This window comes from Variovorax multivorans (genome assembly GCF_051216835.1).
In the GTDB taxonomy this organism is placed as follows: domain Bacteria; phylum Pseudomonadota; class Gammaproteobacteria; order Burkholderiales; family Burkholderiaceae_C; genus Variovorax.
On sequence record NZ_JBPJZL010000003.1, the window covers coordinates 602,038 to 626,050 of the forward strand.

Genomic DNA, 24,013 nt, shown 5'->3' on the forward strand with positions numbered 1-24,013 from the left:
CCGATCAGTGGCGGAAGTGACGCACGCCCGACAGCACCATCACCACGCCGCGCTCGTCGGCGGCATCGATCACTTCCTGGTCACGCATCGAGCCGCCCGGCTGGATGACGCAGCTAGCGCCCGCATCGACCACCACGTCGAGGCCGTCGCGGAACGGGAAGAAGGCGTCGCTGGCCACTGCCGTGTCCTTCAGCGACAGGCCGGCATGCTCGGCCTTGATGCTGGCGATGCGCGCCGAATCGAGGCGGCTCATCTGGCCCGCACCCACGCCCATGGTCATGCCGTTGGCGCAGAACACGATCGCGTTGCTCTTCACGTACTTCGCGACCTTCCATGCGAACAGCAGGTCTTGCAGCTGCTGCGGCGTGGGCTGCTTCTTGCTGACCACCTTGAGGTCGCTGGCCGCGAGTTCATGGTTGTCGGCGGTCTGCATCAACAGGCCTGAGCCGATGCGCTTCACGTCCATCGCATTGCGGCCGTTGTCCCAGTCGCTCGCGCCGCCCGGCGGCAGCGATATCTTGAGAATGCGCACGTTCTGCCGGTTCTTGGTCGCCTGGAACAGCTCCAGTGCCTCGGGCGTGTAATCGGGCGCCATCAGCACTTCGACGAACTGCTTGGAGATCTCCTGGGCCGTCGCGCCATCGACCGGACGGTTGAAGGCGATGATGCCGCCGAAGGCCGAGGTCGGATCGGTCTTGAAGGCCTTGCCGTAAGCCTCGGCCGCATCCTTGCCGATCGCAACGCCGCAGGGGTTGGCGTGCTTCACGATCACGCAAGCCGGCACGTCGAAGCTCTTCACGCATTCCCACGCGGCATCAGCGTCGGCGATGTTGTTGTAGCTGAGCTCCTTGCCCTGCAGCTGCTTGGCCGACACGAGCGAACCGGGCGCCGGATGCAGGTCGCGGTAGAACGCGGCCTGCTGGTGCGGGTTCTCGCCGTAGCGCAGGTCTTGCACCTTCACGAAACGGCCGTTGCTTTGCGCGGGGAACAGCGAGCGCTTGGGCGCGGGCTGGCCGATGCTGGCGTCGAAGTCGATGGCCGAGAGGTAGTCGCTGATGGCGCCGTCGTAGTCGGCGATGCGGTTGAACGCTGCCACCGAAAACGCGAACTTGGTCTTGTCGCTGAGCTTGCCGTCGGCCTTGAGCTCGGCGAGCGCCACGGCGTATTGCGATGCGTCGGTGAGCACGCCCACGTCCTTCCAGTTCTTGGCCGCGCTGCGCACCATGGCCGGACCGCCGATGTCGATGTTCTCGATCGCGTCGTCCAGCGTGCAGCCGGGCTTGGCCACGGTGGCTTCGAACGGATAGAGATTGACGATCAGCAGGTCGATGGTGTCGATGCCGTGTTCCTTGATGGCAGCCACATGTGCGGGCAGGTCGCGGCGCGCGAGCAGGCCGCCGTGGATCTTCGGATGCAGCGTCTTCACGCGGCCATCGAGCATCTCCGGAAAGCCGGTGTGGTCGGCAACTTCGGTGACGGGCAGGCCGGCATCGGCCAGCAGCTTGGCGGTGCCGCCGGAGGACAGCAGCTTGATGCCCAGCGCATGCAGCGCCTGGGCGAATTCGAGAATGCCGGTCTTGTCGGAAACGGAGATGAGTGCGGTCTGGGCCATTGGATATGCCGTGGAGTTATTTCAAAAGTTTGTGTTCAACGAGCTTCTTGCGAAGCGTGTTGCGATTCAGGCCCAACCATTGCGCGGCTTTGGATTGATTGCCTTCTGCGCGCGTCATCACGACGTCGAGCAGGGGTTTCTCGACCACACGCACGAGCATTTCGTACATGCCGTCGGGTTCGGTGCCACGCAGATCGCGAAAGTAGCTGTCCAGACTGGTGCGCACGCAGTCCTCGATATGTTTCTTGCTCATTGCTTCTTCTCTTTTTTTCAATCGACGGCGCAAGCCGCCTCCTCTTCACCCGACGACGCCTCTTCGTCCGCCAGGTGCTGCACGGGCATGCGATCCATGCGGTCCGCCAGCCCGTCGAAATAGTCGCCGACCGCGCGCAGCTGCTCGGCACAGTCCTCGATGGTGTTCATGCGTGCGCGGAACGCTTCGCCATCGGGCAGCGTGCGCACGTACCAGCCGATGTGCTTGCGCGCCGTGCGCACACCGCTGTAGTCGCCGTAGAGCGCATAGTGCTCCACGAGATGGTCGAGCAGCAAGCGGCGCACTTCGGCGACCAGCGGCGGCGCGCGATGCGTGCCCGTTTCCAGGAAGTGCGCGATCTCGCGAAAGATCCACGGGCGGCCCTGCGCGGCGCGGCCGATCATCACCGCGTCGGCGCCGGTGGCCGCAAGCACGTCGCGTGCCTTCTCGGGCGAGCGGATGTCGCCGTTGGCCACCACCGGCACGCGCACCGCGGCCTTCACGGCGGCGATGGTGTCGTACTCGGCAAAGCCCTTGTAGCCCTGCTCGCGCGTGCGGCCATGCACCGTGAGCATCTGCACGCCGGCCGATTCGAAATCGCGCGCGAGCTTCACTGCGTTGCGGTGCTCCTGGCTCCAGCCGGTGCGCATCTTGAGCGTGACCGGCACGCCGAAAGGCTGCGCCGCATCGACCACGGCCTGCACGATTTCAAGCGCCAGCGGCTCGTCGCGCATCAGCGCCGAGCCTGCCCACTTGTTGCAGACCTTCTTGGCCGGACAGCCCATGTTGATGTCGATGATCTGCGCACCACGCTCGATGTTGTAGACCGTGGCCTCGGCCATCATGGCCGCATCGGTGCCGGCAATCTGCACCGCAATGGGGCCCGGTTCGCCATCATGGTTCGCGCGACGCGATGTCTTGAGCGTGCCCCAGAGTTCCTTGCGCGACGTGACCATCTCGCTGACCGCATAGCCGGCGCCGAGTTCGCGGCACAGCATGCGGAAGGGCCGGTCCGTCACGCCGGCCATGGGCGCGACGAACAGGCGGTTTTCCAGCGTGTGGGTGCCGATCTGCAAGGTCATTGGAAAGAGGAGCGTGCGCGTTCGGCTGCTGAAAAATGAGGCACGATTGTAGCCACGCCGCATTTCAGCGACTGAAACGATTTGCGCCCTGGGTACCCGTACAAACACCGGTGCATTCCGGGGCTTTCTCCTGCGGGGTTGCGAAGCAAGCGCTGCCTATACTGCGCCGACCTTATGCAAGCCTGGCTCGACTCCCTCATGGCGCTGCTGGCGCTGCCGCAGTACGGTCTCTCGACCTTGTTCGTGGCGGCGTTCGTCTCCGCGACGCTACTGCCGGTGGGCTCCGAGCCCTTTCTCTTCGGGCTGCTCAAGCTCAACCCCGACATGTTCTGGCCGGCCATCGCGGTGGCGACCATAGGCAACACGCTGGGGGGCGCGGTCGACTGGTGGATGGGCTACGGCGCGCACAAGGTGGCCGACAAATACTCGCACTCGAAACATCATGTGCGTGTTCTGGGCTGGCTGGAGCGGCTCGGCCCGAAGGCCTGCCTGTTGAGCTGGCTGCCACTGGTGGGCGACCCGCTGTGCGCGGTCGCAGGTTGGCTCAAGCTGCCGTTCTGGCCATGCGTTGCCTACATGGCCGTGGGCAAGTTTCTGCGCTACATCACCATGACGGTGGCGCTGCTGCAGATCTTCTGATCAGTTCAACAGGGCGTAGGGTCCGCCGCGTTCGAGCGCGCGCTTGTACGCGGGACGCGCGTGGATTCGTTCCAGGTACGCCATCAGCTTCGGCCGCTTCGCATCGAGCCCGCCGCGCGCCTGCGCAGCTTCGGCCACGAAGCTCATCTGGATGTCCGCGCCCGTGAACGCATCGCCGGCGAACCACTCGCTCTTGCCGAGTTCGGCTTCCATGTAGTTCAGGTGGCTTGCGATGTTCGGGTTGATGAACGCCGACTTCGCCTTGGCCGAGATCGCCTTGGCGATCGGCTTCGCGAAGAAAGGCATCTTGCTCGTCTCGATGCGATCGAACACCAGCTTGAGCAGCAACGGCGACATCGCCGTGCCTTCGGCAAAGTGCAGCCAGTAGCGATAGCGCAGCGCCTCCGGCGAACCGGCCGCAGGCGCAAGGCGGCCGTGGCCGTAGCGCTCGATGAGCGTTTCGATGATCGCGCCCGATTCCGCGAGCGTGAGTCCGTCATCCGTCGTTACCACCGGTGACTTGCCCAGCGGATGAATGGCCCGCAGCGAAGCAGGCGCCAGACTGGTTTGCGGATCGCGCTGGTAGTGAACGATCTCGTACGGCAGCTCGAGTTCTTCGAGCAGCCAGAGCACACGCTGCGAGCGCGAGTTGTTGAGGTGGTGGACGGTGAGCATGAAGGCGGGCCTTGCAGGAAAAATAGGGCGCGCGCAGTCTACCCAACAACATCAAGAAAATCGCGAAGCTCTTTTCGCGAGACACCGAGGAACCGGCTCCGCCGGGCCTCAGGTGTTGCCCCCTACGAACTGAACAGGAAGTTCATCACGTCGCCATCCTTGACGACGTATTCCTTGCCTTCCGAACGCATCTTCCCCGCGTCCTTCGCGCCCTGCTCGCCCTTGAAGGCGATGTAGTCCTCGAACGCGATGGTCTGGGCGCGGATGTAGCCCTTCTCGAAGTCGCCGTGGATCACGCCGGCCGCCTGCGGGCCGGTGTCGCCGATGTGGATGGTCCATGCACGCACTTCCTTCACGCCGGCGGTGAAGTACGTTTGCAGGCCCAGCAGCTTGAAGGCCGCACGGATCAGGCGGTTCAGGCCCGGTTCTTCCTGGCCGATCTCGGCGAGGAACATCTTCTTGTCTTCGTCGTCCATCTCGGCCAGGTCGGCTTCGATCTTGGCGCAGATGGCGACAACCGGAGCGCCCTGCTTGGCGGCATATTCGCGCAGGCGGTCGAGATACGGGTTGTTCTCGAAGCCGTCTTCCGCCACGTTGCCCACGAACATCGCAGGCTTGGCGGTGATGAGCGTGAAGCTCTTGACCAGCGGCAGCTCTTCCTTGGTGAAGTCGAGCGCGCGCACCGGCGTGTTCTCGTTCAGCGCGGCCTGGCAGCGCTCGAGCAGGCCGACCAGCTTTTGCGCGTCCTTGTCGCCGGAACGGGCCACCTTGGTGTGGCGGTGCAGCGCCTTCTCGACCGTGGCCAGGTCGGCCAGGCAGAGTTCGGTCTGGATCACTTCGATGTCGGAGATCGGGTCGACCTTGCCGGCCACGTGGATCACGTTCTCGTCGTCGAAGCAGCGCACCACGTTGACGGTGGCGTCGGTCTCGCGGATGTGCGCCAGAAACTTGTTGCCCAGGCCTTCGCCGGTGCTGGCACCAGCCACCAGGCCGGCGATGTCGACGAACTCGACGATGGCGGGCACCACGCGCTCGGGCTTGACGATCTCGCTCAGTTGCGCGAGCCGGGGATCGGGCACTTCCACCACGCCCACATTGGGCTCGATGGTGCAGAACGGATAGTTTTCCGCCGCGATGCCGGCCTTGGTCAACGCATTGAAAAGGGTGGATTTACCGACGTTGGGCAGGCCGACGATGCCGCATTGCAAACTCATGGGAGGTCCTCTTGGGTAACCGGCGATTTTAGGCGAGCATGGTTGCAGGCCCGTCCGGCAGGTCTTCGAGCTCGCATTTGCCTGCTCGAAACCTCAGGGTTAGCACCGACTGGCAAACGTTTGCGCAAACGTTTCCCTCAGCTAACATCGGAGCCCCCGGCAAAGACCGGCGCACCGTTCTGATCAACCACCTCAGGAGACATTCACCATGAAGTTCACCCGCCGTACCCTGCAAAGCGCCGCCGCTCTCACGCTGCTGGGCGCCATCGCCGGAACACCCGCCTTCGCCCAGGACAAGCCCAAGGTCGCGCTGGTCATGAAGTCGCTGGCCAACGAGTTCTTCCGCACCATGGAAGACGGCGCCAAGGCGCACCAGAAGGCCAATGCCGCCCAGTACACGCTGGTGGCCAACGGCATCAAGGACGAGACCGACACCGCCGCCCAGATCAAGATGGTCGAGCAGATGGTGGCGCAGAAGATCAACGCGCTGGTCATCGCGCCGGCCGATTCGAAGGCGCTGGTGCCGGTGATCAAGGCGGCCATCGACAAGGGCATCCTGGTCGTCAACATCGACAACCAGCTCGACGGTGCCGCGCTGAAGGAAAAGGGCATCCTGGTGCCGTTCGTGGGCCCCGACAACCGCGCCGGCGCCAAGCTGGTGGGCGACGCGCTGGCCAAGGAGCTGAAGTCGGGCGACAAGGTCGGCATCATCGAAGGCGTGTCGACCACCTTCAATGCGCAGCAGCGCACGTTGGGCTACCAGGACGCAATGAAGGCCGCCGGCGTGACGGTGGTGGGCGTGCAGTCCGGCCAGTGGGAAATCGACAAGGGCAACACCGTGGCCGCCGGCATGATGCGCGAGCACCCCGATCTGAAGGCCCTGCTCGCCGGCAACGACAGCATGGCGCTGGGCGCCGTGGCTGCCGTCAAGGCCGCGGGCAAGACCGGCAAGGTGCTGGTGGTGGGCTACGACAACATCGGCGCCATCAAGCCGATGCTGAAGGACGGCCGCGTGCTCGCCACAGCCGACCAGTTCGCCGCCAAGCAAGCCGTGTTCGGCATCGAGACCGCACTGAAAGCCATCGCCGACAAGAAGAAGCAGTCGGAGATGCCCGCCGAAGTGAAGACCGACGTGGTGCTGGTCACCAAAGACTCGAAGTAAGCAACCAGAAAGAGCAGACGTTGACAGCATCCGCCGCCATGAATCTCACAACGGCCATGCCCGTGCTCTCGCTGAGCGCCATGGGCAAGGACTATGCGGCGCCGGTGCTGGACGACGTCTCGATCGTGCTCAATGCCGGCGAAGTGCTGGCCCTCACGGGCGAGAACGGCGCCGGCAAGAGCACGCTGTCGAAAATCGTCTGCGGCCTGGTGCAGCCCACGCGCGGCCAGATGCTGCTCGACGGCAAGCCCTTTGCGCCCGGCTCGCGCCGCGACGCCGAGCGGCTGGGCGTGCGCATGGTCATGCAGGAACTCGGCCTCGTCACCACGCTGTCGGTGGCCGAGAACCTGCTGCTCGACCGGCTGCCCAACAAGACCGGCTGGATCCGCCGCAGCAAGCTGCACGAGCTGGCCGCGCGCCAGCTCGCCAAGATCGGCATGGAGAACATCGACCCGGCCACGCCCGTGGCGCGGCTGGGCATCGGCCAGCAGCAGATGGTGGAGATCGCGCGCAACCTGCAGGACGACACGCGCGTGCTGGTGCTCGACGAGCCCACCGCCATGCTCACGCCGCGCGAAACCTCGCACCTGTTCGAGCAGATCGAGCTGCTGAAGACGCGCGGCGTGGCCATCGTGTATGTGTCGCACCGCCTCGAAGAATTGCAGCGCATCGCCGACCGCGTGGCCGTGCTGCGCGACGGCCGGCTGGTGGACGTGCGCGCCATGGCCGGCGTGCGCGAATCCGAACTGGTGCAGCGCATGGTCGGCCGCGCGGTGCACGAGCATGAAGGCCGCGACCGCCGCGTGGCCGGGCCCGTGCTGCTGAGCGCACGCGGCATCGGCCGGGCGCAGGTCGTGCGCGACGTCGACATCGACCTGCATGCGGGCGAAGTCATGGGCCTGGCCGGTCTGGTCGGCTCGGGCCGGACCGAACTGGTGCGGCTGCTGTTCGGCGCCGACCGCGCCGACCGCGGCGAGATCACCCTTTATGAAAACGGCCAGCCCACGCAGCACGCGCGCAAGGGCTGGCGCTCGCCGATGCAGGCCATCCGCGCCGGCATCGGCCTCGTCACGGAAGACCGCAAGTCGCAAGGCCTGCTGCTGACGCAATCGATCCGCGTCAACGCCACGCTGAGCGACCTGGGCGCGATCTCGCACGCCGGCTGGCTGCAGCGCGCCAAGGAGCGCAGCATTGCGCAGAAGCTGGTGGAACTGCTGCGCATCCGCTCGCGCAGCATCGAGCAACCGGTGGCCACGCTCAGCGGCGGCAACCAGCAGAAGGTGGTGTTCGCGCGCTGGCTGCATCGCGAATGCAAGGTGCTGCTGCTCGACGAACCCACGCGCGGCGTGGACGTGGGCGCGCGCGCCGATCTGTACGCTGAACTCGACCGCATGACCGACGCCGGCAAGGCGCTGCTGATGGTGTCGAGCGACCTGCGCGAACTGATGGCCATGTGCGACCGCATCGGCGTGATGAGCGCCGGCCGGCTGGTCGCGGTGTTCGAGCGCGGCGAGTGGACCGAACAATCGCTGCTGGCCGCAGCATTCAGCGACGCGACAGGACGCGCCGCCAGCCCGCCGACGGTATCTCCCGTTTCCGATTCGACCCCGGTCACCGCCGACACACAATGAACGCCGAAGCCTCCACCAAACAAAACCTGCCGGCCTCGCCCTCCGCACTCAAGGGCCAGCTCGGCACCTACCTGGGCCTGACGGTCGTGCTCGTGGGCATGATCGCGCTCTTCGGTTCGCTGAGCGAATACTTCCTGACGCGCGAGACCTTCGTCTCCATCGCGAACGAGATTCCCGCGCTGGCGGTGATGGCGGTCGGCATGACCTTCGTGCTGATCATCGCGGGCATCGATCTTTCAGTCGGCTCGGTGCTGGCGCTGAGCGCGGCCGTCACGGCGGCGGCCATCCTCGAATGGAAGCTCTCGGTGCCGGTGGCCGCGGTGCTCGGCCTCGTTACCGGGCTCATCTGCGGCACGGTCACGGGCGCGGTGTCGGTCGCGTGGCGGCTGCCGAGTTTCATCGTTTCGCTGGGCATGCTCGAAGCGGTGCGCGGCGGCGCCTACCTCGTGACCGATTCGCGCACGCAGTATGTGGGCGACGCCATCTCGGGCCTGGCCGCGCCGTGGATCGGCGGCATCTCGGCCGCCTTCGTGCTGGCGGTGGTGCTGGTGGTCATCGGGCAGATGGTGCTCACGCGCACGGTATTCGGCCGCCACGTGGTGGGCATCGGCACCAATGAGGAAGCGATGCGCCTGGCGGGCGTCGACCCGCGCCCCATCCGCATCATCGTGTTCGCCGTTACCGGGCTGCTGGCCGGCCTCGCGGGCCTGATGCAATCGGCGCGCCTCGAAGCAGCCGACCCGAACGCCGGCGTCGGCATCGAGCTGCAGGTGATCGCTGCCGTGGTCATCGGCGGCACCAGCCTCATGGGCGGCCGCGGCTCGGTGATCAACACCTTCTTCGGCGTGCTGATCATCGCGGTGCTCGAAGCGGGCCTTGCGCAGGTTGGCGCGAGCGAGCCGAGCAAACGCATCATCACCGGCGCCGTGATTGTGGTGGCGGTCATCATCGACACCCTGCGCCAGCGCCGTGCCGACCGCCGTCTGGCCTGACGACAGAATCCCGCCCCACCAGGAACAGGAAAAGCCATGGCAACCATCAAGGACGTCGCACTCAAGGCGGATGTGTCCGTCACCACCGTGTCGCACGTGGTCAACGACACCCGCCACGTGAGCGCCAAGGTGCGCGAGCGCGTGGAGCTCGCCATCCGCGAGCTGGGCTACGTGCCCAACGCGATGGCGCGCAGCCTGAAGAGCAACACCACCTCGACGCTGGGCATGCTGATTCCCAACAGCTCGAACCCCTACTTCGCCGAAATCGTGCGCATCGTGGAAGACCGCTGCTTCGGCGCCGGCTACACGCTGGTGCTGTGCAACACCGACGACGAGCCCCACCGCCAGAGCGTCTACCTGCAGGTGCTGGCCGAACGCCGCATCGACGGGCTGATCGTGGTGTCGACCGGCGCGGGCGACGACGACTCCCTCATGAAGCAGCTGCGCGGCCTGCGCATGCCCACGGTGCTGGTCGACCGCGAGATCGCCGACCCGGCCTGCGACCTGGTGGAAACCGCGCACATGCAGGGCGGCCTGCTCGCGGTGCGGCACCTGCTGTCGCTGGGCCACAAGCGCATTGCCTGCATCGGCGGACCGGTGGGCGTGATGCCGAGCGAGCAGCGCATCGAAGGCTGGCGCATGGCGCTGGCCGAAACTGGCGCAACACCCGACATCGCGAATGCCGAAGCGCTGCTGTGGCGCGGCGGCTTCACCAGCCAGGGCGGCTACGAGGCGATGCACGCCATTCTGCGCACCGAGCGCAAGCCATCGGCCGTGTTCGTCTGCAACGACCTGATGGCCATCGGCGCGCTGCGTGCCGCGCATGAAAGCGGCGTGCGGGTGCCCGACGAACTCTCGATCGTCGGCTTCGACGACATCGAACTCTCGGCCTACACAAGCCCCCCGCTCACCACCGTGGCGCAGCCCAAGGAGCGCATCGGCGCGCTGGCGGTCGACATGCTGCTCGAACGCGTCGGCGGCAAGCGGCGCGATGCGCGCAAGGTGGTGCTGCAGCCCGAGCTGCGCGTGCGCGCCTCGACCGCGCGGCACGCGAGCTTCCGCGAGCCCGCAGCTCCTGTCGCAACCGAAACGCCTTCAACGGAAACCCGAAAGTCCCGCACCCCGTGAGCCTGAAGCCTTCTTCCACCAGTTACTCCCAGGCGCCGCGCATCGTGGTGCTCGGCAGCCTCAACATGGACCTGGTGCTGCGTGTGCCGCACGCGCCGGCCGCGGGCGAGACCCTGCTGGGCCATTCGATCGCCAACATTCCCGGCGGCAAGGGCGCCAACCAGGCCGTGAGCTGCGCGCGCGAAGGCGGCCAGGTACAAATGATCGGCTGCGTCGGCGACGACGCGCACGGCCAGTCGCTGCGCCAGGCATTGGAGCGCGACGGTATCGACACCGCCGCGCTGCGCACCGTGGCGGGCGAGCCGACCGGCACGGCGCTGATCCTCGTGGAGGACAGCGGCCAGAACCGCATCGTGATGATTCCCGGCGCCAATGCCCAGCTCGAGATCGACGAAGCCGCGCTGAAGCAGCAGGTGCAGGGCGCGGCCTTCCTCGTGACGCAGTTCGAGACACCGATGGACCAGGTCGCGCGCGCCATCGCGGTGGCGCATGGTGCGGGCTGCAAGGTGTTGCTCAATCCGTCGCCGGTGCAGGCGATTGCCGAACCGCTGTGGCCGCAGATCGACACGCTGGTCGTCAACGAGATCGAGGCGCAGACGCTGTGCGGCCAGTCGGCCGACAGCCCGCAGGAAGCCGCCCAGGCCGGCCAAGCCCTGCGTGCCAAGGGGATTGCGCGCGTAGTCGTCACGCTCGGCGCGCGCGGCGCCGTGGCAGTCGATGCCGACGGCGCGCGCCACCATCCCGCGCCGAAGGTACAGGCGGTCGACACCACGGCCGCCGGCGACACCTTCCTGGGCGCGCTCGCAGTCGCGCTGGGCGAAGGCCAGTCCTTCGATGAAGCCGTGCGCCTGGGCATCCGCGCTGCCGCGCTGTGCATCCAGCAGCCCGGCGCCCAGCCCTCCATTCCGCAGCGCGACGCCGTGCTGCGCAGCCCCCTGCCTCCCGACTGGATCAAGCTGTGAAACGCTCTCCCCTGCTGCACGCCGAACTGTCCCATGTGATCGCCTCGCTGGGCCATGGCGACATGCTCGTGCTCGGCGACGCCGGCCTGCCGATTCCCGACGGCCCGCGCCGCATCGACCTCGCCGTGGCGCGCGGCGTGCCGCAGCTCACCGACGTGTTGCAGGCCGTGCTGTCGGAAATGCAGGTGGAAAGCATCGTGGTGGCCGACGAGGCGCTGGGCGATGCGAAGAAGCTGCCGGGCTGGTATCCGCAGTCGCTGGGCATCGCGCCGCAGACGGTGTCGCACGAAGAATTCAAGCGCCGCAGCGCAAAAGCCCGCGCCGTCGTGCGCACGGGCGAGTGCACGCCCTACGCGAACATCATCCTGATCGCCGGAGTGAAGTTCTGAAGCGCCGGCCTGGCGCTGGTCATTCGAACTTGTAGTTCGCGCCCACCGCCTGCCCGACCTTGAGCATGTGCTCCACGCCCTGGATCACGATGCAGTTCATGCCGAAGGTGATGCCGCCATCCACTCGCGCATCGGCGCGGTAGGTGCGCAGCGTGTCGCCGACCTCGGGGCTGCTGAGGGCCGTGGCCGGATCGATGTCGGGAATCGGGCAGCGCGTGCAGGGCTTGACGGGGCGCAGCTCAGCCTCGCCTTCGCCGGTCGTGATGTGCAGCGCATCGACCCGGTCCTCGTCGTGCGACTCGATACCCGCCAGCACGATGTTGGGGCGGAAGCGCTCGATGCCCACTGCCCCGTGGCCCTGCGCCGCGAGGCGTTCGTTGAGCTCGGCCAGCGAGCCTTCGCTTGCCACCAGCAGCGCGTAGCCGTCGGCGAACTGGGTCTGCGCCTCGACGCCATCGGTCCACTTCATGCTCGACAGGCGCTTGTGCTCGGGGTCGAAGCGCACGAGGCGCAGGGTCTGCGGCTTGCCGGGCTCGGAGAGAAAGTCGCTGAACCACTGCGCGGCGATGTCGCCCATGTCGTAGGCGGCCACGTCGTCGTTCCACACGCGCACCCGCACCGGCTCCTCGACCCGGTCGAAGGCCAGGTGCAGCGCCAGCATGCCCGGGGCGCGCAGCACCACTTCCATGTGCTTCATCTGCGGCTTGATCAGCGCCATGCGCGGCAGCTGCCGCTGGGAGACGAATTCGCCCCGGGCGTCGACCACCATCCAGGCCCGGTCGAACTCCAGGCCCGTCTCGGTCAGCAGCATTTCGGGAAGCTCGACCCCGGCGCAGGACTTGACCGGGTAGACGAACAGGCGCGCGATGGTGGCTTCGAGGTCGAAAGCGGGCTGGGACACGGTGGGGGTTCCTTGGAATTCGGCCGCAATTGTCCCGCATCGCCGCAGCCGGAAGACCTTGGCGCCCCGGGGGAAAGGCGCCGGGCGCGGGCTGGCGGGCAACTCCTACAATCCTTTGATGGCCCTCCCCCCTGAAGTTTGCATTCGCGGCGCCGGCATCGTTGGCCGTACGCTGGCCCTGCTGCTCGCGCGCGAGCGTGTGCGCGTCGCGCTGGTGGTGCCGCCGGCCATGCAGGGCAAGGAAGACATCCGCGCCTACGCGCTCAACACCGCCTCCCGCACGCTGCTCGAATCGCTGCGCGCCTGGCCCGATGCGGCCCACGCCACGGCCGTGCGCGAAATGCTCGTGCATGGCGACGAAGGCGGCCGGGTGCAGTTCAGCGCCGCGCGCCAGAAGGTCGATGCGCTGGCCTGGATCGTCGATGTGCCCGCGCTCGAGCAGCAACTGGCCGACGCAGTGCGCTTCCAGCCCCTGATCGAAGTGGTGACCGAGCCCGTGGCCGCCCCGCTCACCGTGGTGTGCGAAGGCAAGGCCAGCACCACGCGCGAAGCCCTCGGCGTGAGCTACGAGGTCACGCGCTATCCGCAACACGCGATCGCGGCGCGCCTGGAGGCCGAGCAGTCGCACGACGGCATCGCGCGCCAGTGGTTCAACGACAAGGGCGAGGTGCTCGCGCTGCTGCCGCTCGGCGGCGCGCACGGCAAGACGGTCGCGCTGGTGTGGTCGGTCGACCAGCTGCGCGCGCCCGAACTGCTCGCGCAGGGCAACGACGAATTCAACGCAGCCATCACCGAAGCCAGCCACAACGCGCTCGGCGCGCTCAAGCTCACGAGCGAGCGTGGCGCCTGGCCGCTGGCCCGCGCCATCGCCGACCGCTGGACCGGCGCCATGCCCGGACAGCCGACTCGCTCCTGGGCACTGGCGGGCGATGCGGCCCACACGGTGCATCCGCTCGCCGGCCAGGGCCTGAACCTGGGCCTGGCCGATGCGGCCGCGCTGGCCGACGTGATCAAGAACCGCGACTACTGGCGCAGCGTGGGCGATGCACGCCTGCTGCGCCGCTACGAACGCGCCCGCCGCGCCGACGTGCTGCAGATGAGCCTGGCGACCGACGGATTGCAGCAGCTTTTCGCGCACAACCTGGGTCCGCTTCCTGCATTGCGCAACTGGGGCATGCGCGGCTTCGACCGCACGCGCCTCGTCAAGCGCTGGATCACGGCGCAGGCCATGGGCCTGAAGGCCTGACACGACCCGCACCTCTTTTAGATTTAGAACCGAACCAACGGATCTCCCGATGACACTCGTACGCAACCTTCTACTCGCCGCCTGCACGCTGGGCGCGGTCGTGGCCGCCACAGCCGGCGAAGCCGAGATCCGCAAGAACCTGCCCGCACGCATTCCGCAGTTCCCGGCCATCGACGAAGTGTCGAAGTCGCCGATTCCGGGTGTCTACGAAGTGCGCGTGAACGGCTCGCAGATCTTCTACACCGACGAGCAGGGCAACTACCTCATCCAGGGCAACCTGATCGACGTGAAGTCGCGCAAGAACCTGACCGAAGAGCGCGTGGAAAAGCTCAGCGCCGTCGCCTTCGACCAGCTGCCGCTGAAGGACTCGATCAAGATCGTGCGCGGCAACGGCAAGCGCAAGCTCGCGGTGTTCGAAGACCCGAACTGCGGCTACTGCAAGCGCTTCGAGAAGGACATGAAGACGGTCGACAACGTCACCGTGTACCTGTTCCTGTACCCGGTGCTCGGTCCTGATTCGAATATCAAGTCGCGCGACATCTGGTGCAGCAAGGACAAGGGCAAGGCCTGGGGCGACTGGATGGAATCGAGCACCCGTCCCACCACCGCGACGGGCAATTGCGACGTGACCGCGCTGCAGCGCAACGTCGAGTTCGGCCGCAAGTACAACATCACCGGCACGCCCACGCTGATCTTCAGCGACGGCACCCGCACGCCCGGCGCCATTCCCGCAGAGCAGGTCGAGAAGCAACTCGCCGCTTCGTCCAGCTGATGGCGACGAAGACCGTTTCGCGGCGCGCCGCCGCTGTCGCCGCACCCGTGGCGGGCGTGCGCTATCGCGTCGAATGCGCGGACCTGCACTCGCATCTCTTCAGCGTAACGCTCACCATCGACGCGCCCGCCGCGCAGCAGCACGTGTCGCTGCCGGTGTGGATTCCGGGCAGCTACCTGGTGCGCGAATTCGCCAAGAACCTGCAGGGCCTGCGCGCCACGCAGGGCCGCCGCAAGCCGGCGCTGATGCAGCTCGACAAATGCAGCTGGCTGGTCGAATGCACACCCGGCCAGCCGCTGGTGCTGCATTACCAGGTCTGCGCGTACGACAACTCGGTGCGCACTGCCTGGCTCGACGCCGAGCGCGGCTTCTTCAACGGCACCAGCGTGTGCCTGCGCGTCGAAGGCCAGACCGAGGCGCCGCATGCGCTGGAGATCGTCGCGCCCAAGCTGGCCGACGACGCCGCGCGCTGGTCGTGCGCCACTGCCCTCGTTCCGCTGAAGGCCGACAAGCACGGCTTCGGCAGCTACCAGGCCTCGGGCTACGACGAACTGGCCGACAGCCCGGTCGAGCTGGGTGCCTTCTGGAGTGCCGAGTTCGAAGCCTGCGGCGTGCCGCACCGCTTCGTGGTTGCCGGTGCCGCTGCATCCTTCGACGGCGAGAAGCTGATTGCCGACACCAAGGCGATCTGTGAAGCCGAGATGCGCTTCTGGCACGGCGACAAGGTCGGCAAGCGCGGTGGCCCGAAGCCGCCGATCGACCGCTACGTGTTCATGCTCAATGCGGTCGATGACGGCTACGGCGGGCTCGAACACCGCCATTCCACCGCGCTGATCTGCAACCGCCGCGACCTTCCGCAGCGCGGCGAAAAGAAGAAGCAGCCCGATGGCTACACCACGCTGATGGGCCTCATCAGCCACGAGTACTTCCACACCTGGAACGTCAAGCGCATGCGGCCGGCCGAGTTCGCGCGCTACGACTACAGCCAGGAGAACTACACGCAGCTGCTGTGGTTCTTCGAGGGCTTCACCAGCTACTACGACGACCTGCTGCTGCGGCGTGCCGGCCGCATCGACGACGCGGCCTACCTGCGCCTTATGAACAAGACCATCAACCAGGTCATGCAGACGCCGGGCCGCCTGGTGCAGCCGGTGGCCGACGCGAGCTTCGACGCCTGGGTCAAGTACTACCGCCAGGACGAGCAGACGCCCAACAGCACGGTGAGCTACTACACCAAGGGCGCACTGGTGGCGCTGTGCTTCGACCTCACGCTGCGCCATGAAGGCAAGGGTTCGCTCGACGACGTGATGCGCCACCTGTGGACGCACAGCAGCGGCGGGCCGATCAGCGAGGCCGACATTGCAGCGGCGCTCGAGGCCGTGAGCGGCCGCCCGTATGCGCTGGAGCTGGCGCGCTGGGTGCATTCGACCGAGGAGCTTCCGCTCGCGCAACTGCTGCGCGCGCACGGCGTGGCCACGCTCGAAGACCCGTCGCAGCAGGCGCAGGCGTTGGGCCTGCGCGTGGCCGAGGCCAATGGCAGCGTTCAGGTCAAGGTGGTGTTGCGCGGCGGCGCGGCCGAGAAGGCCGGCTTCTCCGCGAACGACGAGTGGATCGGCATCGAATTGCCCGCTGCCGGCAAGAAGGGCCAGCAGCAGCCTGCGCAGGCCTGGCGCATCGCCAAGCTCGACGACCTGGCGCTGTACCTGGGCGATGCCACGAAGTGCACGGCCATCGTGGCGCGCGACCGCAAGCTGATCAGGCTGCCGCTGGTGTTGCCTGTCGGCGTGACCACCTGGCGCCTGTTCTCGCACGACGCCACGAAGGTGGCGGGCTGGTTGGCCGGCTAGGCGCTTTCCGCCGCAGTCGGGTGCCGCACGAAGAGCATCGGCTGCGGTTCACCGACCAGCACGCAGGGTTTGCCGGTGCGTCGGCAGTGGTCTTGCACACGCCAGTAGGCGCCGTGGCTCACGCAGCCGGTCTGGCAGATCACGAGGTCGGCGGCGCGCAGGCTGGCTTCGAGCGCGGGATCGTCCGCGTCGTCGCCACCGTCGTGGTGCAGGTAGCGGCCACCGGCAATCTCGACCAGTTGGCGCGCGAGCGAAGGCGCCTCTGCCTCTTCTTCATGGCCCACGCACAGCACGGCCTTCTCGCGCAGATCGGCGGGCGCCTGCGGCTCGGGCGGCATCATCAGATGGCGCTTGCTGCCCGGCGACAGCAGCGCGCTCAGCCGCTTCGGCAGTGCACCGCCCGCGGCGGCACGCACCGCGAGCTCTTCGCGCACGATGGCAATGGCCGAGTCGCGCGCCACCAGCGCGCCACGCAAACGCACGATCTGCGCTTCCAACCTTTCGACGAGCGCGGCCTGCTCGACCAGCAGGCGCGAGCAGCGCTCCTGCACGCGGGCATAGGCCCGCAGCAACACGGCATGTTCTTGCATCGGGAACTCCATGGCGGGCATTCTAGATGAGAACAATTCTCAACTAAAAGCCACGTGTGCCGAGCAGGGTCGCTCAGTGGGAAACCGACTTCGAAAACACGTTCACGACCACCACGCCCGCGATGATCAGCGCGAGCCCCGCAATGGCAGGCCCGTCGAGCTTCTGCCCGAACCACAGCCAGCTCACCAGCGAGATCAGCACGATGCCCACGCCGGACCAGATCGCATAGGCGATGCCCGTGGGGATGGTGCGCAGCGTGAGCGAGAGAAAGAAGAACGCGATCACATAGCCCACCACCGAGGCCAGCGTGGGCCACAGCCGGGTGAAGCCTTCGGACCCCTTGAGAAAACTGGTGGCGATCACTTCGGCCACGATGGCGACGAACAGGTAGGCGTAGTTGGAACTCATGGCGGGCACTCTATGGGAACTCGCAATGCCCCGCCACCCGCGCCGGCCATGCTGGGTATAGTGAAGCGCGTTTTTCTTCCCCTTCCCCCGGAGACACCATGAGCTACGAAAACATCGAAGTGCGGACCGAAGCAGGCAAGGTCGGCATCATCACCCTCAACCGTCCGAAGGCCCTGAATGCGTTGAACGACGCGCTCATGACCGAGCTGGGCCAGGCCCTCAAGGCCTTCGATGCGGACGACGCCATCGGCTGCATCATCCTCACGGGCAGCGAGCGCGCCTTCGCTGCCGGTGCCGACATCGCGGCGATGGCCAAGTACAGCTTCATCGATACCTACAAGGGCGACTACATCACGCGCAACTGGGAAACCATCCGCTCGATCCGCAAGCCGGTGATCGGCGCGGTGGCCGGCTTCGCGCTGGGCGGCGGCTGCGAGCTGGCGATGATGTGCGACTTCATCATCGCGGCCGACAACGCCAAGTTCGGCCAGCCCGAAATCAAGATCGGCGTGATCCCCGGCGCTGGCGGCACGCAGCGCCTGCCGCGCGCGGTGGGCAAGAGCAAGGCCATGGACATGGTGCTCACGGCCCGCATGATGGACGCGGCCGAAGCCGAGCGCGCCGGCCTCGTGAGCCGCGTGGTGCCTTTCGAGAAGCTCGCCGACGAGGCTCTGGGCGCGGCACTGATCATTTGCGGCTACTCGCAGATCTCGGTGATGGCGGCGAAGGAATCGGTCAATCGCGCTTTCGAGAGCGGCCTGAGCGACGGCGTGATGTTCGAGCGCCGGCTGTTCCACGCGCTGTTCGCCACCGTCGACCAGAAGGAAGGCATGGACGCCTTCCTCAACAAGCGCGCGCCGGATTTCAAGAACGCCTGATCTGATCAGCGCGTAAGCAGCGAACGCAGCGCGTCGAGCGCCTGCGCTGGCGGCGTGCCGACGAGAGCCGCGCCGCCGGGCTGCGATGTCCAGCGCACCTGGCCGCCGGCGATTTCAAGCACGGCGAGCAGCGCATTGCCTCGGTACAGCTCAAGCCGCGCCTCGACCGGTGCGGCGAGTGGTTCATCGGGCGTCGTGGCCGAACGCGCCACGGTGCTCACGAGCGCCGGCAGGCCTTCGATGTCGCCGCGCTCGTGGCGCACGCTGGCGCCTGAACGCTTGAAGTTGAAGGACGTCCATCGCTCGAGTGCGGAGAAGGACGTTGCCGCGCTCCGAGACCTTGTCATGGCCTTGGCGGCAGCGCCAGGCGCGGTCGAACTCAGTCCGCCGGAAAGTTCAGCGCTGGCGTTGTCCTGGTTCGCGGGCGCGGCGGCTGGTGGCGGTGGTGCTGCCGCCGCGGGCGCTCCTGCCGCATAAGCACTTCGCCGTTCGTTTTCCACGCGCGCTTCGCGGCGTTCATCGCGAACGACGGGCGCGGGTGCGGATTGCTCGGCCACGACGGCAGGCGGCGTAGAAGGCACGGCCGGCTCGGCGGGAGCGGCCGGCACAGGCGCAGCGGGCGCAGGGGCTGCCTGCTTGAGAGATGGCTGCGGCGCAGCCCGCTGGGGGGCATCTGCACTCGCCGCATCAGCGGCCTTCTTGGGGGAAGAAGAGTCGCGCGCGACAGGGGCCTTGGCGCGTTGCTCGGCTGCAGGTGCTGCGGGCGCTTTTGCGACGGCTGGCGGCGGCGCAGCGGCGGCCGCCGGTGCTTCGGCTGAAGGCGCAACCTCCGCGGCCGATTCAGCTGGTGCCGATGCAGGTGGTGCAACCGGCGCCGGCGCTTGCGCAGTCGCCCCGCCCACACGCGCTTCACCAGCGAGTCGCGCATCAGGCACTGGCTCGCGATGCCACAGCACCGCCACGAAGCCAGCCACCAGCACCGTCGCGAAAGCCGCGTTCCACGGCATGCGCGCACGCGGCTCACCGCCACCGCCGAAAAGGCGTCGCCACCACGGCGCGGCGCTCGCGCTGTTGGCGGCAGGGCTCGCTGTCACCGACGCAGGAGCCAGGTTGTGCGCCATCTTCAGGATCGCGTCGCGCGTGCGCGGATCGGGTCTGGCATCGCTGTCGGGTGCATGGTCCAGCGCGCGGCGCAGCGCGGGGTCGCGCAGATCGCCGTTGTCGTCGTCGAATTCGGTGTTGTTGCCGCTCATGCCCGTTGCTCCAGCACCGACAGATAGCGCTCCATGCAGCCGCGCAGTTTTTGCAAGCCATAGCGCAGGCGGCTGCGCACGGTCTCGAAGCCAATCTCCAGGCTCGCGGCCAGCGCCTCGACGGTCAGGCCGTCCTCATGGTGCAGCAGGAACGCGGCTCGCTGCTCAGCCGGCAGTTCATCGAGGCAGGCCAGCAAGCGACGACCCGCGGCGCGCCAGAACGCCAGCTCTTCGGCCGACGGATGCGCCGCCGCATCGACGGCCCCGCGCACGCCGCGGTCGAGCGTGGGCACGGGGTCGCTGTCGTCGTCCGGGTGCGCATCGAGCGTCACTTCGCGCCCGCTCACGCGCAGCCGGTCCATCGCCAGGTTGTGCGCAATGGTGAAGGCCCAGGTGCGCCACGTCGCGCCCTGTGGCGAGAAGCTGTCGCGCGCCGAGATGATCCGCACCCACGTGTCCTGGAACACCTCGTCGGCCTGCGCCACGAGCCGCGCGCCCAGCAGCCGCTTGACGAAGCGGAACAGTCCGCCTTCGTGGCGCGCGTAGAGCACGTCGAACGCGGCGGCGTCGCCTTGCGCGTAGGCCAGCATCAACTGGTCGTCGGGCATGGCCTGGCGCTCGGGGGCGTTCTTGGCGGAAGAGGCGCGGGGAAGCGCGGACATCGAAGGATTTTCACCCCAGCTTGTACGGGCGGCGGACCGCACCGGGGTTCGGGGTGGCAAAAAAAGTCGACGAGGCTCAACCCCGCTGGCGGTGGCCGGCCGTATCAGCCTGCACCCAACCACCCGGAGTGCTTTCATGACCCAAGCTTTCGTTCCCAGGTTTCGCCGCCCGCTCGTCGTGCTGCTGTGCGCCCAACTGCTCCTGACCGCCTGCGGCGCCACCGAGCCCCCTGCCGTTGCCGGCGCCACGCGCTGGCCCACGCCCGCACCCGACAGCCGCTTGCAGGTAGCGCAGACGGTGCCGAACTTCGAGGCGCCGTCGGCCACGCACTGCGCGAGGCCGGTCCAGACCTACGAGACACCGGGCATGGCGCGCGTTTCCGAAACCCGGCGCGAACCCGCGGGCACCGATGCGTTGAAGGACTACTCGCTGCGTCGCCCTGTGGCGCCTTCGGTTTCGGCGGCGAAATCCATGCCGGCTCCCGCAGCGGAGGCCCGGGCCGACGCCGCCATCGCGGAAGTTCCACCGGCACCCGCTACACCGGCAGCCCCCGCGGCACGCATAAGCGGCGGCCTCCAGCCGCCAGCCCAGGCCCCGCGCCCCGCCAACGAGCCCGTCACCGCCGGCATGGTCGACGACAACGCCGACTTCAGCGAATACCTGGCCTTTCGCGGCCGCACCCAGGTCGTTCACCGCGAGCGCGACATCAGCGCGCGCTACCTGCTCCAGGTGCGCGACGCGCGCGGCGCAGTCGTGCCCGATGCCGAAGTGGCCGTGCAGGCCGCGAACGGCGCCGCCATGTGGGCCCGCACCGATGCGGGCGGGCGCGCATGGCTGCATCCGAACGCCTTCGACAAGGCGCAGAGCCCGGTGTACGAAGTGACCGTGCGCAAGAACGGCCGACAGAGCACCGCCTTCCTGCAGCGTGGCCAGAAGAACGCCATCGACGTCGTGCTCGACGGCAAGCCCGGCGCCGTGCCCGCGCGCGCCCGGCTCGACCTGGTCTTCCTGATCGACGCCACCGGCTCGATGGACGACGAGATCGCGAAGCTCAAGACCACCCTGCGCACGATCGCCGACCAGGTCGCCAAACTGCCGAGCCGCCCCGACACCTGCTTTGGCCTGGTGGCGTATCGCGACCGCACCGACGAATTTCTCGTGCGCCGCCACGACTTCACCAACGACCTCAACGCCTTCCAGGGCGTGCTCGATGCGCTGCGTGCTGCAGGCGGCGGCGACTACCCCGAGGCGATGAACGAGGCCCTGAACGAAACCATCCACAAGATGAGCTGGCGCGGCAACGGCACCACGCGCCTCGTGGTGCTGCTGGCCGACGCTCCGCCGCACCTCGACTACGGCGGCCCGCATTACGACGACGACATGGTCGCCGCGCTGGGCAAGGGCATCAAGGTGTTGAGCGTGGGCGCCTCGGGGCTCGACAAGCAGGGCGAATACATCCAGCGCCAGATCGCGCAGTACACCGGCGGACGCTTCGTGTTCCTGACCTACAGGGAAGCGACCAACCCGGCGAGCGGCCCGGGAACGCAGACGGTGCACGACGTCGGCAACTACTCGGTGCAGACGCTGGACAAGCTGATCGTGCGGCTCGTTTCCGAAGAATTGGGCAAGTTGCCCGCGGGTGGTTGAACTGGGCCCTCAGCCTGGGCTATAATTTTGGGCTCGGTGCAAATCAGCACTGACGGCTCTTTAGCTCAGTCGGTTAGAGCGATGGAATCATAATCCACAGGTCCGCGGTTCGAGTCCGTGAAGAGCCACCAACAAAACGAAAAAGCCTTGTGAGTCAATGACTTACAAGGCTTTTTTCTTTACCGAGCATGCTGACCGATAATCCGCGCCGATGCTCGCGCCTCCCTACGCCACACCGAACCGGCCCGCCGCCCGCGCGGGCCTGCAGCGTCCGGGCGTGGACCTGATCCGCTGGGTGCTGCTGTGGTTCGCGCTGTCGCTCGGCGCGGCCATCGCCTCGCCGGTCGTGCATCCGCAGACCGTGGAACTGGTCTGCTCGAACGCCGGCTCGGTGAAAGCCATCGTGCACACCGACGACGGCGCGCAAGAGCTGGGCGCGGGCCACATGGACTGCCCGCTGTGCGTGCTCAACGGAGCCCCGCCCGCGACAACACCCATCGTCGAGCTGCCCGCGCTCATGCCGCTGGCTCGTGCAGTCCAGGCGATTCCGTCCGCGCACATCGCCGCGGTCACTGCGGCGCCCTTGCCGGCGCGCGGGCCTCCTTCGCTCTCCTGACGCTTCTTCAGTTCTTGCGCGCGTGATGCTGCCGCCTCGGTCGAGGCTCGCCCATCGCGTGTGTTCCTGCAATGAATCCATCGGCACCCGCACCTGTGCCGAAGAGAGCTTTTTCAATGATCCACACACCCCATCCAACAAGGCGCTTCCTGCTGCTGTCCGTCGGCAGCCTCGCCGCACTCACGACCCTCGCAGCCTGCGACAAGGTGCTGCCCGCCAGCTTCAACGGCGTCGACATCACCGGCGCCGGATACGCGCAGGACTTCCGCCTGACCGACGCGGACGGCCATGAACGCACGCTGGCCGACTTCAAAGGCAAGGCCGTGATGATGTTCTTCGGCTTCACCCAGTGCCCCGACGTGTGCCCCACAGCACTCGTGCGCGCGGCAGAAATCAAGCGACTGCTCGGCGCGGACGGCGAGCGCCTGCAGGTGATCTTCGTCACCGTCGACCCCGAGCGTGATCTGCCTGTCGTGCTCAAGGCCTACACGCAGGCCTTCGACGCCAGCTTCATCGGCCTCTATGGCGACATGCAGCAAACCAGCGAGACCGCGAAAGACTTCAAGGTGTTCTACAAGAAAGTGCCCACGGGCTCCTCGTACACCATGGACCACTCGGCCTTCAGCTACGTGTTCGACCCGAAGGGAAAGATCCGCCTCGTGCTGCGCCACGAACAGAGCGCGGAAGAATGCGCGCAAGACCTTCGCCAGATCCTTCAGACCGCATCCGCCTGACTTCCATCACTTCAACTCCAGGAGATTTCATTCATGAAAAACCCCATCGCACGCACCCTCCTCATCGCCACCGCCGCATTGCTCGCCGCACACGCCCACGCCCAGGTCACCGTCAAGGACGCCTGGGTGCGCGCCACCGTGCCGCAACAGAAGGCCACCGGCGCATTCATGCAGCTCAGCGCCGCGAAAGACACCAAACTGGTCTCGGCAAGCTCGCCCGTCACGCCCGTCGTCGAGGTGCACGAAATGGCCATGCAGGACAACGTGATGCGCATGCGCCAGGTCCCCGCGCTCGACCTGCCCGCGGGCAAGAACGTCGAGCTCAAGCCCGGTGGCTATCACGTGATGCTGCTCGACCTCAAGCAGCAGGTGAAGGAAGGCGACACCGTGCCGCTGACGCTGGTGTTCGAAGGCAAGGACGGCAAGCGTGAATCCGTCGAAGTGAAAGCGCCAGTGCGGGCGCTCAATGCCTCTGCGCAGCCCGCGGGACACGGCGGTCACAAGCACTGAGCGAGCGCGTCGACTGCTTTCTCTGAAACCCCAGAACCCGGCCAGAGGAAATACCCTGTTTCGGTGATGGCGCTCGACCGGCCGTCCTACAAGAATTGTTGACAAATATTCACAATTCACACCCTTCTCGACCAACACCCTCGCGGGCTGGATTGGTCCGAGGCGCATGAGTTGTTCAGGAAGTCGGGGGGCGTTCTTGCCGCCCCTG

General features: G+C 67.1%; 25 protein-coding genes and 1 tRNA gene. 16 read left to right on the forward strand and 10 right to left on the reverse strand.

All coding sequences use genetic code 11. The annotated features are described in order from the left end of the window. Nucleotides 1–4: 4 nt before the first annotated feature. The 3 genes from purH to dusB are packed head-to-tail and all read right to left on the reverse strand — an operon-like array spanning nucleotide 5 to nucleotide 2,947. Nucleotides 5–1,612 carry a bifunctional phosphoribosylaminoimidazolecarboxamide formyltransferase/IMP cyclohydrolase gene (gene purH, locus ACSFCA_RS09870; RefSeq protein WP_435459113.1) on the reverse strand — a complete coding sequence of 536 codons (1,608 nt, stop codon included), beginning with the start codon at nucleotides 1,610–1,612 and terminating at the stop codon, nucleotides 5–7. A 16-nt stretch (nucleotides 1,613–1,628) separates the two neighbouring features. Then, nucleotides 1,629–1,865, reverse strand: coding sequence for a Fis family transcriptional regulator (locus tag ACSFCA_RS09875; RefSeq protein WP_007838304.1), 237 nt, complete (start codon nucleotides 1,863–1,865; stop codon nucleotides 1,629–1,631). A gap of 17 nt (nucleotides 1,866–1,882) precedes the next feature. After that, nucleotides 1,883–2,947 carry a tRNA dihydrouridine synthase DusB gene (dusB, locus tag ACSFCA_RS09880; protein WP_258352883.1) on the reverse strand — a complete coding sequence of 355 codons (1,065 nt, stop codon included), beginning with the start codon at nucleotides 2,945–2,947 and terminating at the stop codon, nucleotides 1,883–1,885. 174 nt (nucleotides 2,948–3,121) lie between these two features. On the opposite strand from dusB, the gene ACSFCA_RS09885 reads away from it, so the two are divergent. Next, nucleotides 3,122–3,586: a YqaA family protein gene (locus ACSFCA_RS09885; protein ID WP_093056638.1), complete on the forward strand. Its 465-nt coding sequence runs from the start codon at nucleotides 3,122–3,124 to the stop codon at nucleotides 3,584–3,586. Here the strand turns inward: ACSFCA_RS09885 and ACSFCA_RS09890 are convergent, their stop codons facing one another. Together ACSFCA_RS09890 and ychF are read right to left on the reverse strand one after the other, a co-directional pair. Next, nucleotides 3,587–4,261 (reverse strand): glutathione S-transferase, encoded by a 675-nt coding sequence (locus tag ACSFCA_RS09890; protein ID WP_258352881.1) that lies wholly within the window; start codon nucleotides 4,259–4,261, stop codon nucleotides 3,587–3,589. A 122-nt stretch (nucleotides 4,262–4,383) separates the two neighbouring features. Next, a complete protein-coding gene (gene ychF / locus ACSFCA_RS09895) occupies nucleotides 4,384–5,475 on the reverse strand; it encodes a redox-regulated ATPase YchF (protein WP_093056642.1) in 1,092 nt (363 codons plus the stop codon). A 208-nt stretch (nucleotides 5,476–5,683) separates the two neighbouring features. On the opposite strand from ychF, the gene ACSFCA_RS09900 reads away from it, so the two are divergent. From ACSFCA_RS09900 to rbsD, 6 genes are read left to right on the forward strand one after another with little or no spacing between them, the layout of a single operon-like run. Then, the gene (locus ACSFCA_RS09900) at nucleotides 5,684–6,637 is read left to right on the forward strand and encodes a sugar ABC transporter substrate-binding protein (protein WP_258352880.1); all 954 of its coding nucleotides are present in this window, start codon (nucleotides 5,684–5,686) and stop codon (nucleotides 6,635–6,637) included. Nucleotides 6,638–6,675: 38 nt separating this feature from the next. After that, a complete protein-coding gene (locus ACSFCA_RS09905) occupies nucleotides 6,676–8,268 on the forward strand; it encodes a sugar ABC transporter ATP-binding protein (RefSeq protein ID WP_258352879.1) in 1,593 nt (530 codons plus the stop codon). Then, nucleotides 8,265–9,260: an ABC transporter permease gene (locus ACSFCA_RS09910; protein ID WP_258352878.1), complete on the forward strand. Its 996-nt coding sequence runs from the start codon at nucleotides 8,265–8,267 to the stop codon at nucleotides 9,258–9,260. The genes ACSFCA_RS09905 and ACSFCA_RS09910 overlap by 4 nt, the downstream gene beginning before the upstream one ends. A gap of 36 nt (nucleotides 9,261–9,296) precedes the next feature. Next, nucleotides 9,297–10,388 carry a LacI family DNA-binding transcriptional regulator gene (locus ACSFCA_RS09915; protein WP_093056646.1) on the forward strand — a complete coding sequence of 364 codons (1,092 nt, stop codon included), beginning with the start codon at nucleotides 9,297–9,299 and terminating at the stop codon, nucleotides 10,386–10,388. Beyond that, a complete protein-coding gene (gene rbsK / locus ACSFCA_RS09920; RefSeq protein WP_435459112.1) occupies nucleotides 10,385–11,350 on the forward strand; it encodes a ribokinase in 966 nt (321 codons plus the stop codon). Before ACSFCA_RS09915 ends, rbsK begins: the two co-directional genes overlap by 4 nt. Next, nucleotides 11,347–11,739, forward strand: a complete 393-nt coding sequence (gene rbsD, locus ACSFCA_RS09925; protein WP_258352876.1) for a D-ribose pyranase — start codon at nucleotides 11,347–11,349, stop codon at nucleotides 11,737–11,739. The genes rbsK and rbsD overlap by 4 nt, the downstream gene beginning before the upstream one ends. Nucleotides 11,740–11,758: 19 nt before the next feature. Here the strand turns inward: rbsD and ACSFCA_RS09930 are convergent, their stop codons facing one another. Further along, nucleotides 11,759–12,640 (reverse strand): MOSC domain-containing protein, encoded by an 882-nt coding sequence (locus ACSFCA_RS09930; protein ID WP_435459111.1) that lies wholly within the window; start codon nucleotides 12,638–12,640, stop codon nucleotides 11,759–11,761. Between the two features lie 118 nt (nucleotides 12,641–12,758). Between ACSFCA_RS09930 and ACSFCA_RS09935 the strand changes: the two genes are divergently transcribed. Genes ACSFCA_RS09935 through ACSFCA_RS09945 form a run of 3 tightly spaced genes read left to right on the forward strand, consistent with a single transcriptional unit; the run spans nucleotide 12,759 to nucleotide 16,505 of the window. After that, nucleotides 12,759–13,886 carry an FAD-dependent monooxygenase gene (locus ACSFCA_RS09935; protein ID WP_435459110.1) on the forward strand — a complete coding sequence of 376 codons (1,128 nt, stop codon included), beginning with the start codon at nucleotides 12,759–12,761 and terminating at the stop codon, nucleotides 13,884–13,886. Between the two features lie 49 nt (nucleotides 13,887–13,935). Then, nucleotides 13,936–14,658, forward strand: a complete 723-nt coding sequence (locus tag ACSFCA_RS09940) for a DsbC family protein (protein WP_258352873.1) — start codon at nucleotides 13,936–13,938, stop codon at nucleotides 14,656–14,658. Next, nucleotides 14,658–16,505: a M61 family metallopeptidase gene (locus ACSFCA_RS09945; RefSeq protein ID WP_435459109.1), complete on the forward strand. Its 1,848-nt coding sequence runs from the start codon at nucleotides 14,658–14,660 to the stop codon at nucleotides 16,503–16,505. Before ACSFCA_RS09940 ends, ACSFCA_RS09945 begins: the two co-directional genes overlap by 1 nt. Here the strand turns inward: ACSFCA_RS09945 and ACSFCA_RS09950 are convergent. Beyond that, nucleotides 16,502–17,095 (reverse strand): DUF2325 domain-containing protein, encoded by a 594-nt coding sequence (locus ACSFCA_RS09950; protein ID WP_435459108.1) that lies wholly within the window; start codon nucleotides 17,093–17,095, stop codon nucleotides 16,502–16,504. The two genes, ACSFCA_RS09945 and ACSFCA_RS09950, sit on opposite strands and share 4 nt — an antisense overlap. Before the next feature lie 73 nt (nucleotides 17,096–17,168). Then, the gene (locus ACSFCA_RS09955) at nucleotides 17,169–17,504 is read right to left on the reverse strand and encodes an SMR family transporter (RefSeq protein WP_258352870.1); all 336 of its coding nucleotides are present in this window, start codon (nucleotides 17,502–17,504) and stop codon (nucleotides 17,169–17,171) included. A 98-nt stretch (nucleotides 17,505–17,602) separates the two neighbouring features. Between ACSFCA_RS09955 and ACSFCA_RS09960 the strand changes: the two genes are divergently transcribed. Next, nucleotides 17,603–18,382: an enoyl-CoA hydratase gene (locus ACSFCA_RS09960; protein WP_093078457.1), complete on the forward strand. Its 780-nt coding sequence runs from the start codon at nucleotides 17,603–17,605 to the stop codon at nucleotides 18,380–18,382. Nucleotides 18,383–18,387: 5 nt separating this feature from the next. Here the strand turns inward: ACSFCA_RS09960 and ACSFCA_RS09965 are convergent, their stop codons facing one another. Next, nucleotides 18,388–19,635 carry a hypothetical protein gene (locus ACSFCA_RS09965; protein ID WP_435459107.1) on the reverse strand — a complete coding sequence of 416 codons (1,248 nt, stop codon included), beginning with the start codon at nucleotides 19,633–19,635 and terminating at the stop codon, nucleotides 18,388–18,390. Beyond that, a complete protein-coding gene (locus tag ACSFCA_RS09970) occupies nucleotides 19,632–20,297 on the reverse strand; it encodes a sigma-70 family RNA polymerase sigma factor (protein WP_435459106.1) in 666 nt (221 codons plus the stop codon). The genes ACSFCA_RS09965 and ACSFCA_RS09970 overlap by 4 nt, the downstream gene beginning before the upstream one ends. A gap of 136 nt (nucleotides 20,298–20,433) precedes the next feature. On the opposite strand from ACSFCA_RS09970, the gene ACSFCA_RS09975 reads away from it, so the two are divergent. From ACSFCA_RS09975 to ACSFCA_RS09995, 5 genes are all read left to right on the forward strand, one after another. Then, nucleotides 20,434–21,945, forward strand: coding sequence for a vWA domain-containing protein (locus ACSFCA_RS09975; RefSeq protein ID WP_435459105.1), 1,512 nt, complete (start codon nucleotides 20,434–20,436; stop codon nucleotides 21,943–21,945). 54 nt (nucleotides 21,946–21,999) lie between these two features. Continuing rightward, a tRNA-Met gene (locus ACSFCA_RS09980) sits at nucleotides 22,000–22,076 on the forward strand. Between the two features lie 80 nt (nucleotides 22,077–22,156). Continuing rightward, nucleotides 22,157–22,561: a DUF2946 family protein gene (locus tag ACSFCA_RS09985; RefSeq protein ID WP_435459104.1), complete on the forward strand. Its 405-nt coding sequence runs from the start codon at nucleotides 22,157–22,159 to the stop codon at nucleotides 22,559–22,561. Nucleotides 22,562–22,677: 116 nt separating this feature from the next. After that, nucleotides 22,678–23,295, forward strand: coding sequence for an SCO family protein (locus ACSFCA_RS09990; protein WP_435459103.1), 618 nt, complete (start codon nucleotides 22,678–22,680; stop codon nucleotides 23,293–23,295). A gap of 33 nt (nucleotides 23,296–23,328) precedes the next feature. After that, complete coding sequence (locus ACSFCA_RS09995) at nucleotides 23,329–23,805, forward strand: copper chaperone PCu(A)C (RefSeq protein ID WP_258352864.1); 477 nt, start codon at nucleotides 23,329–23,331, stop codon at nucleotides 23,803–23,805. Nucleotides 23,806–24,013 lie beyond the last annotated feature (208 nt).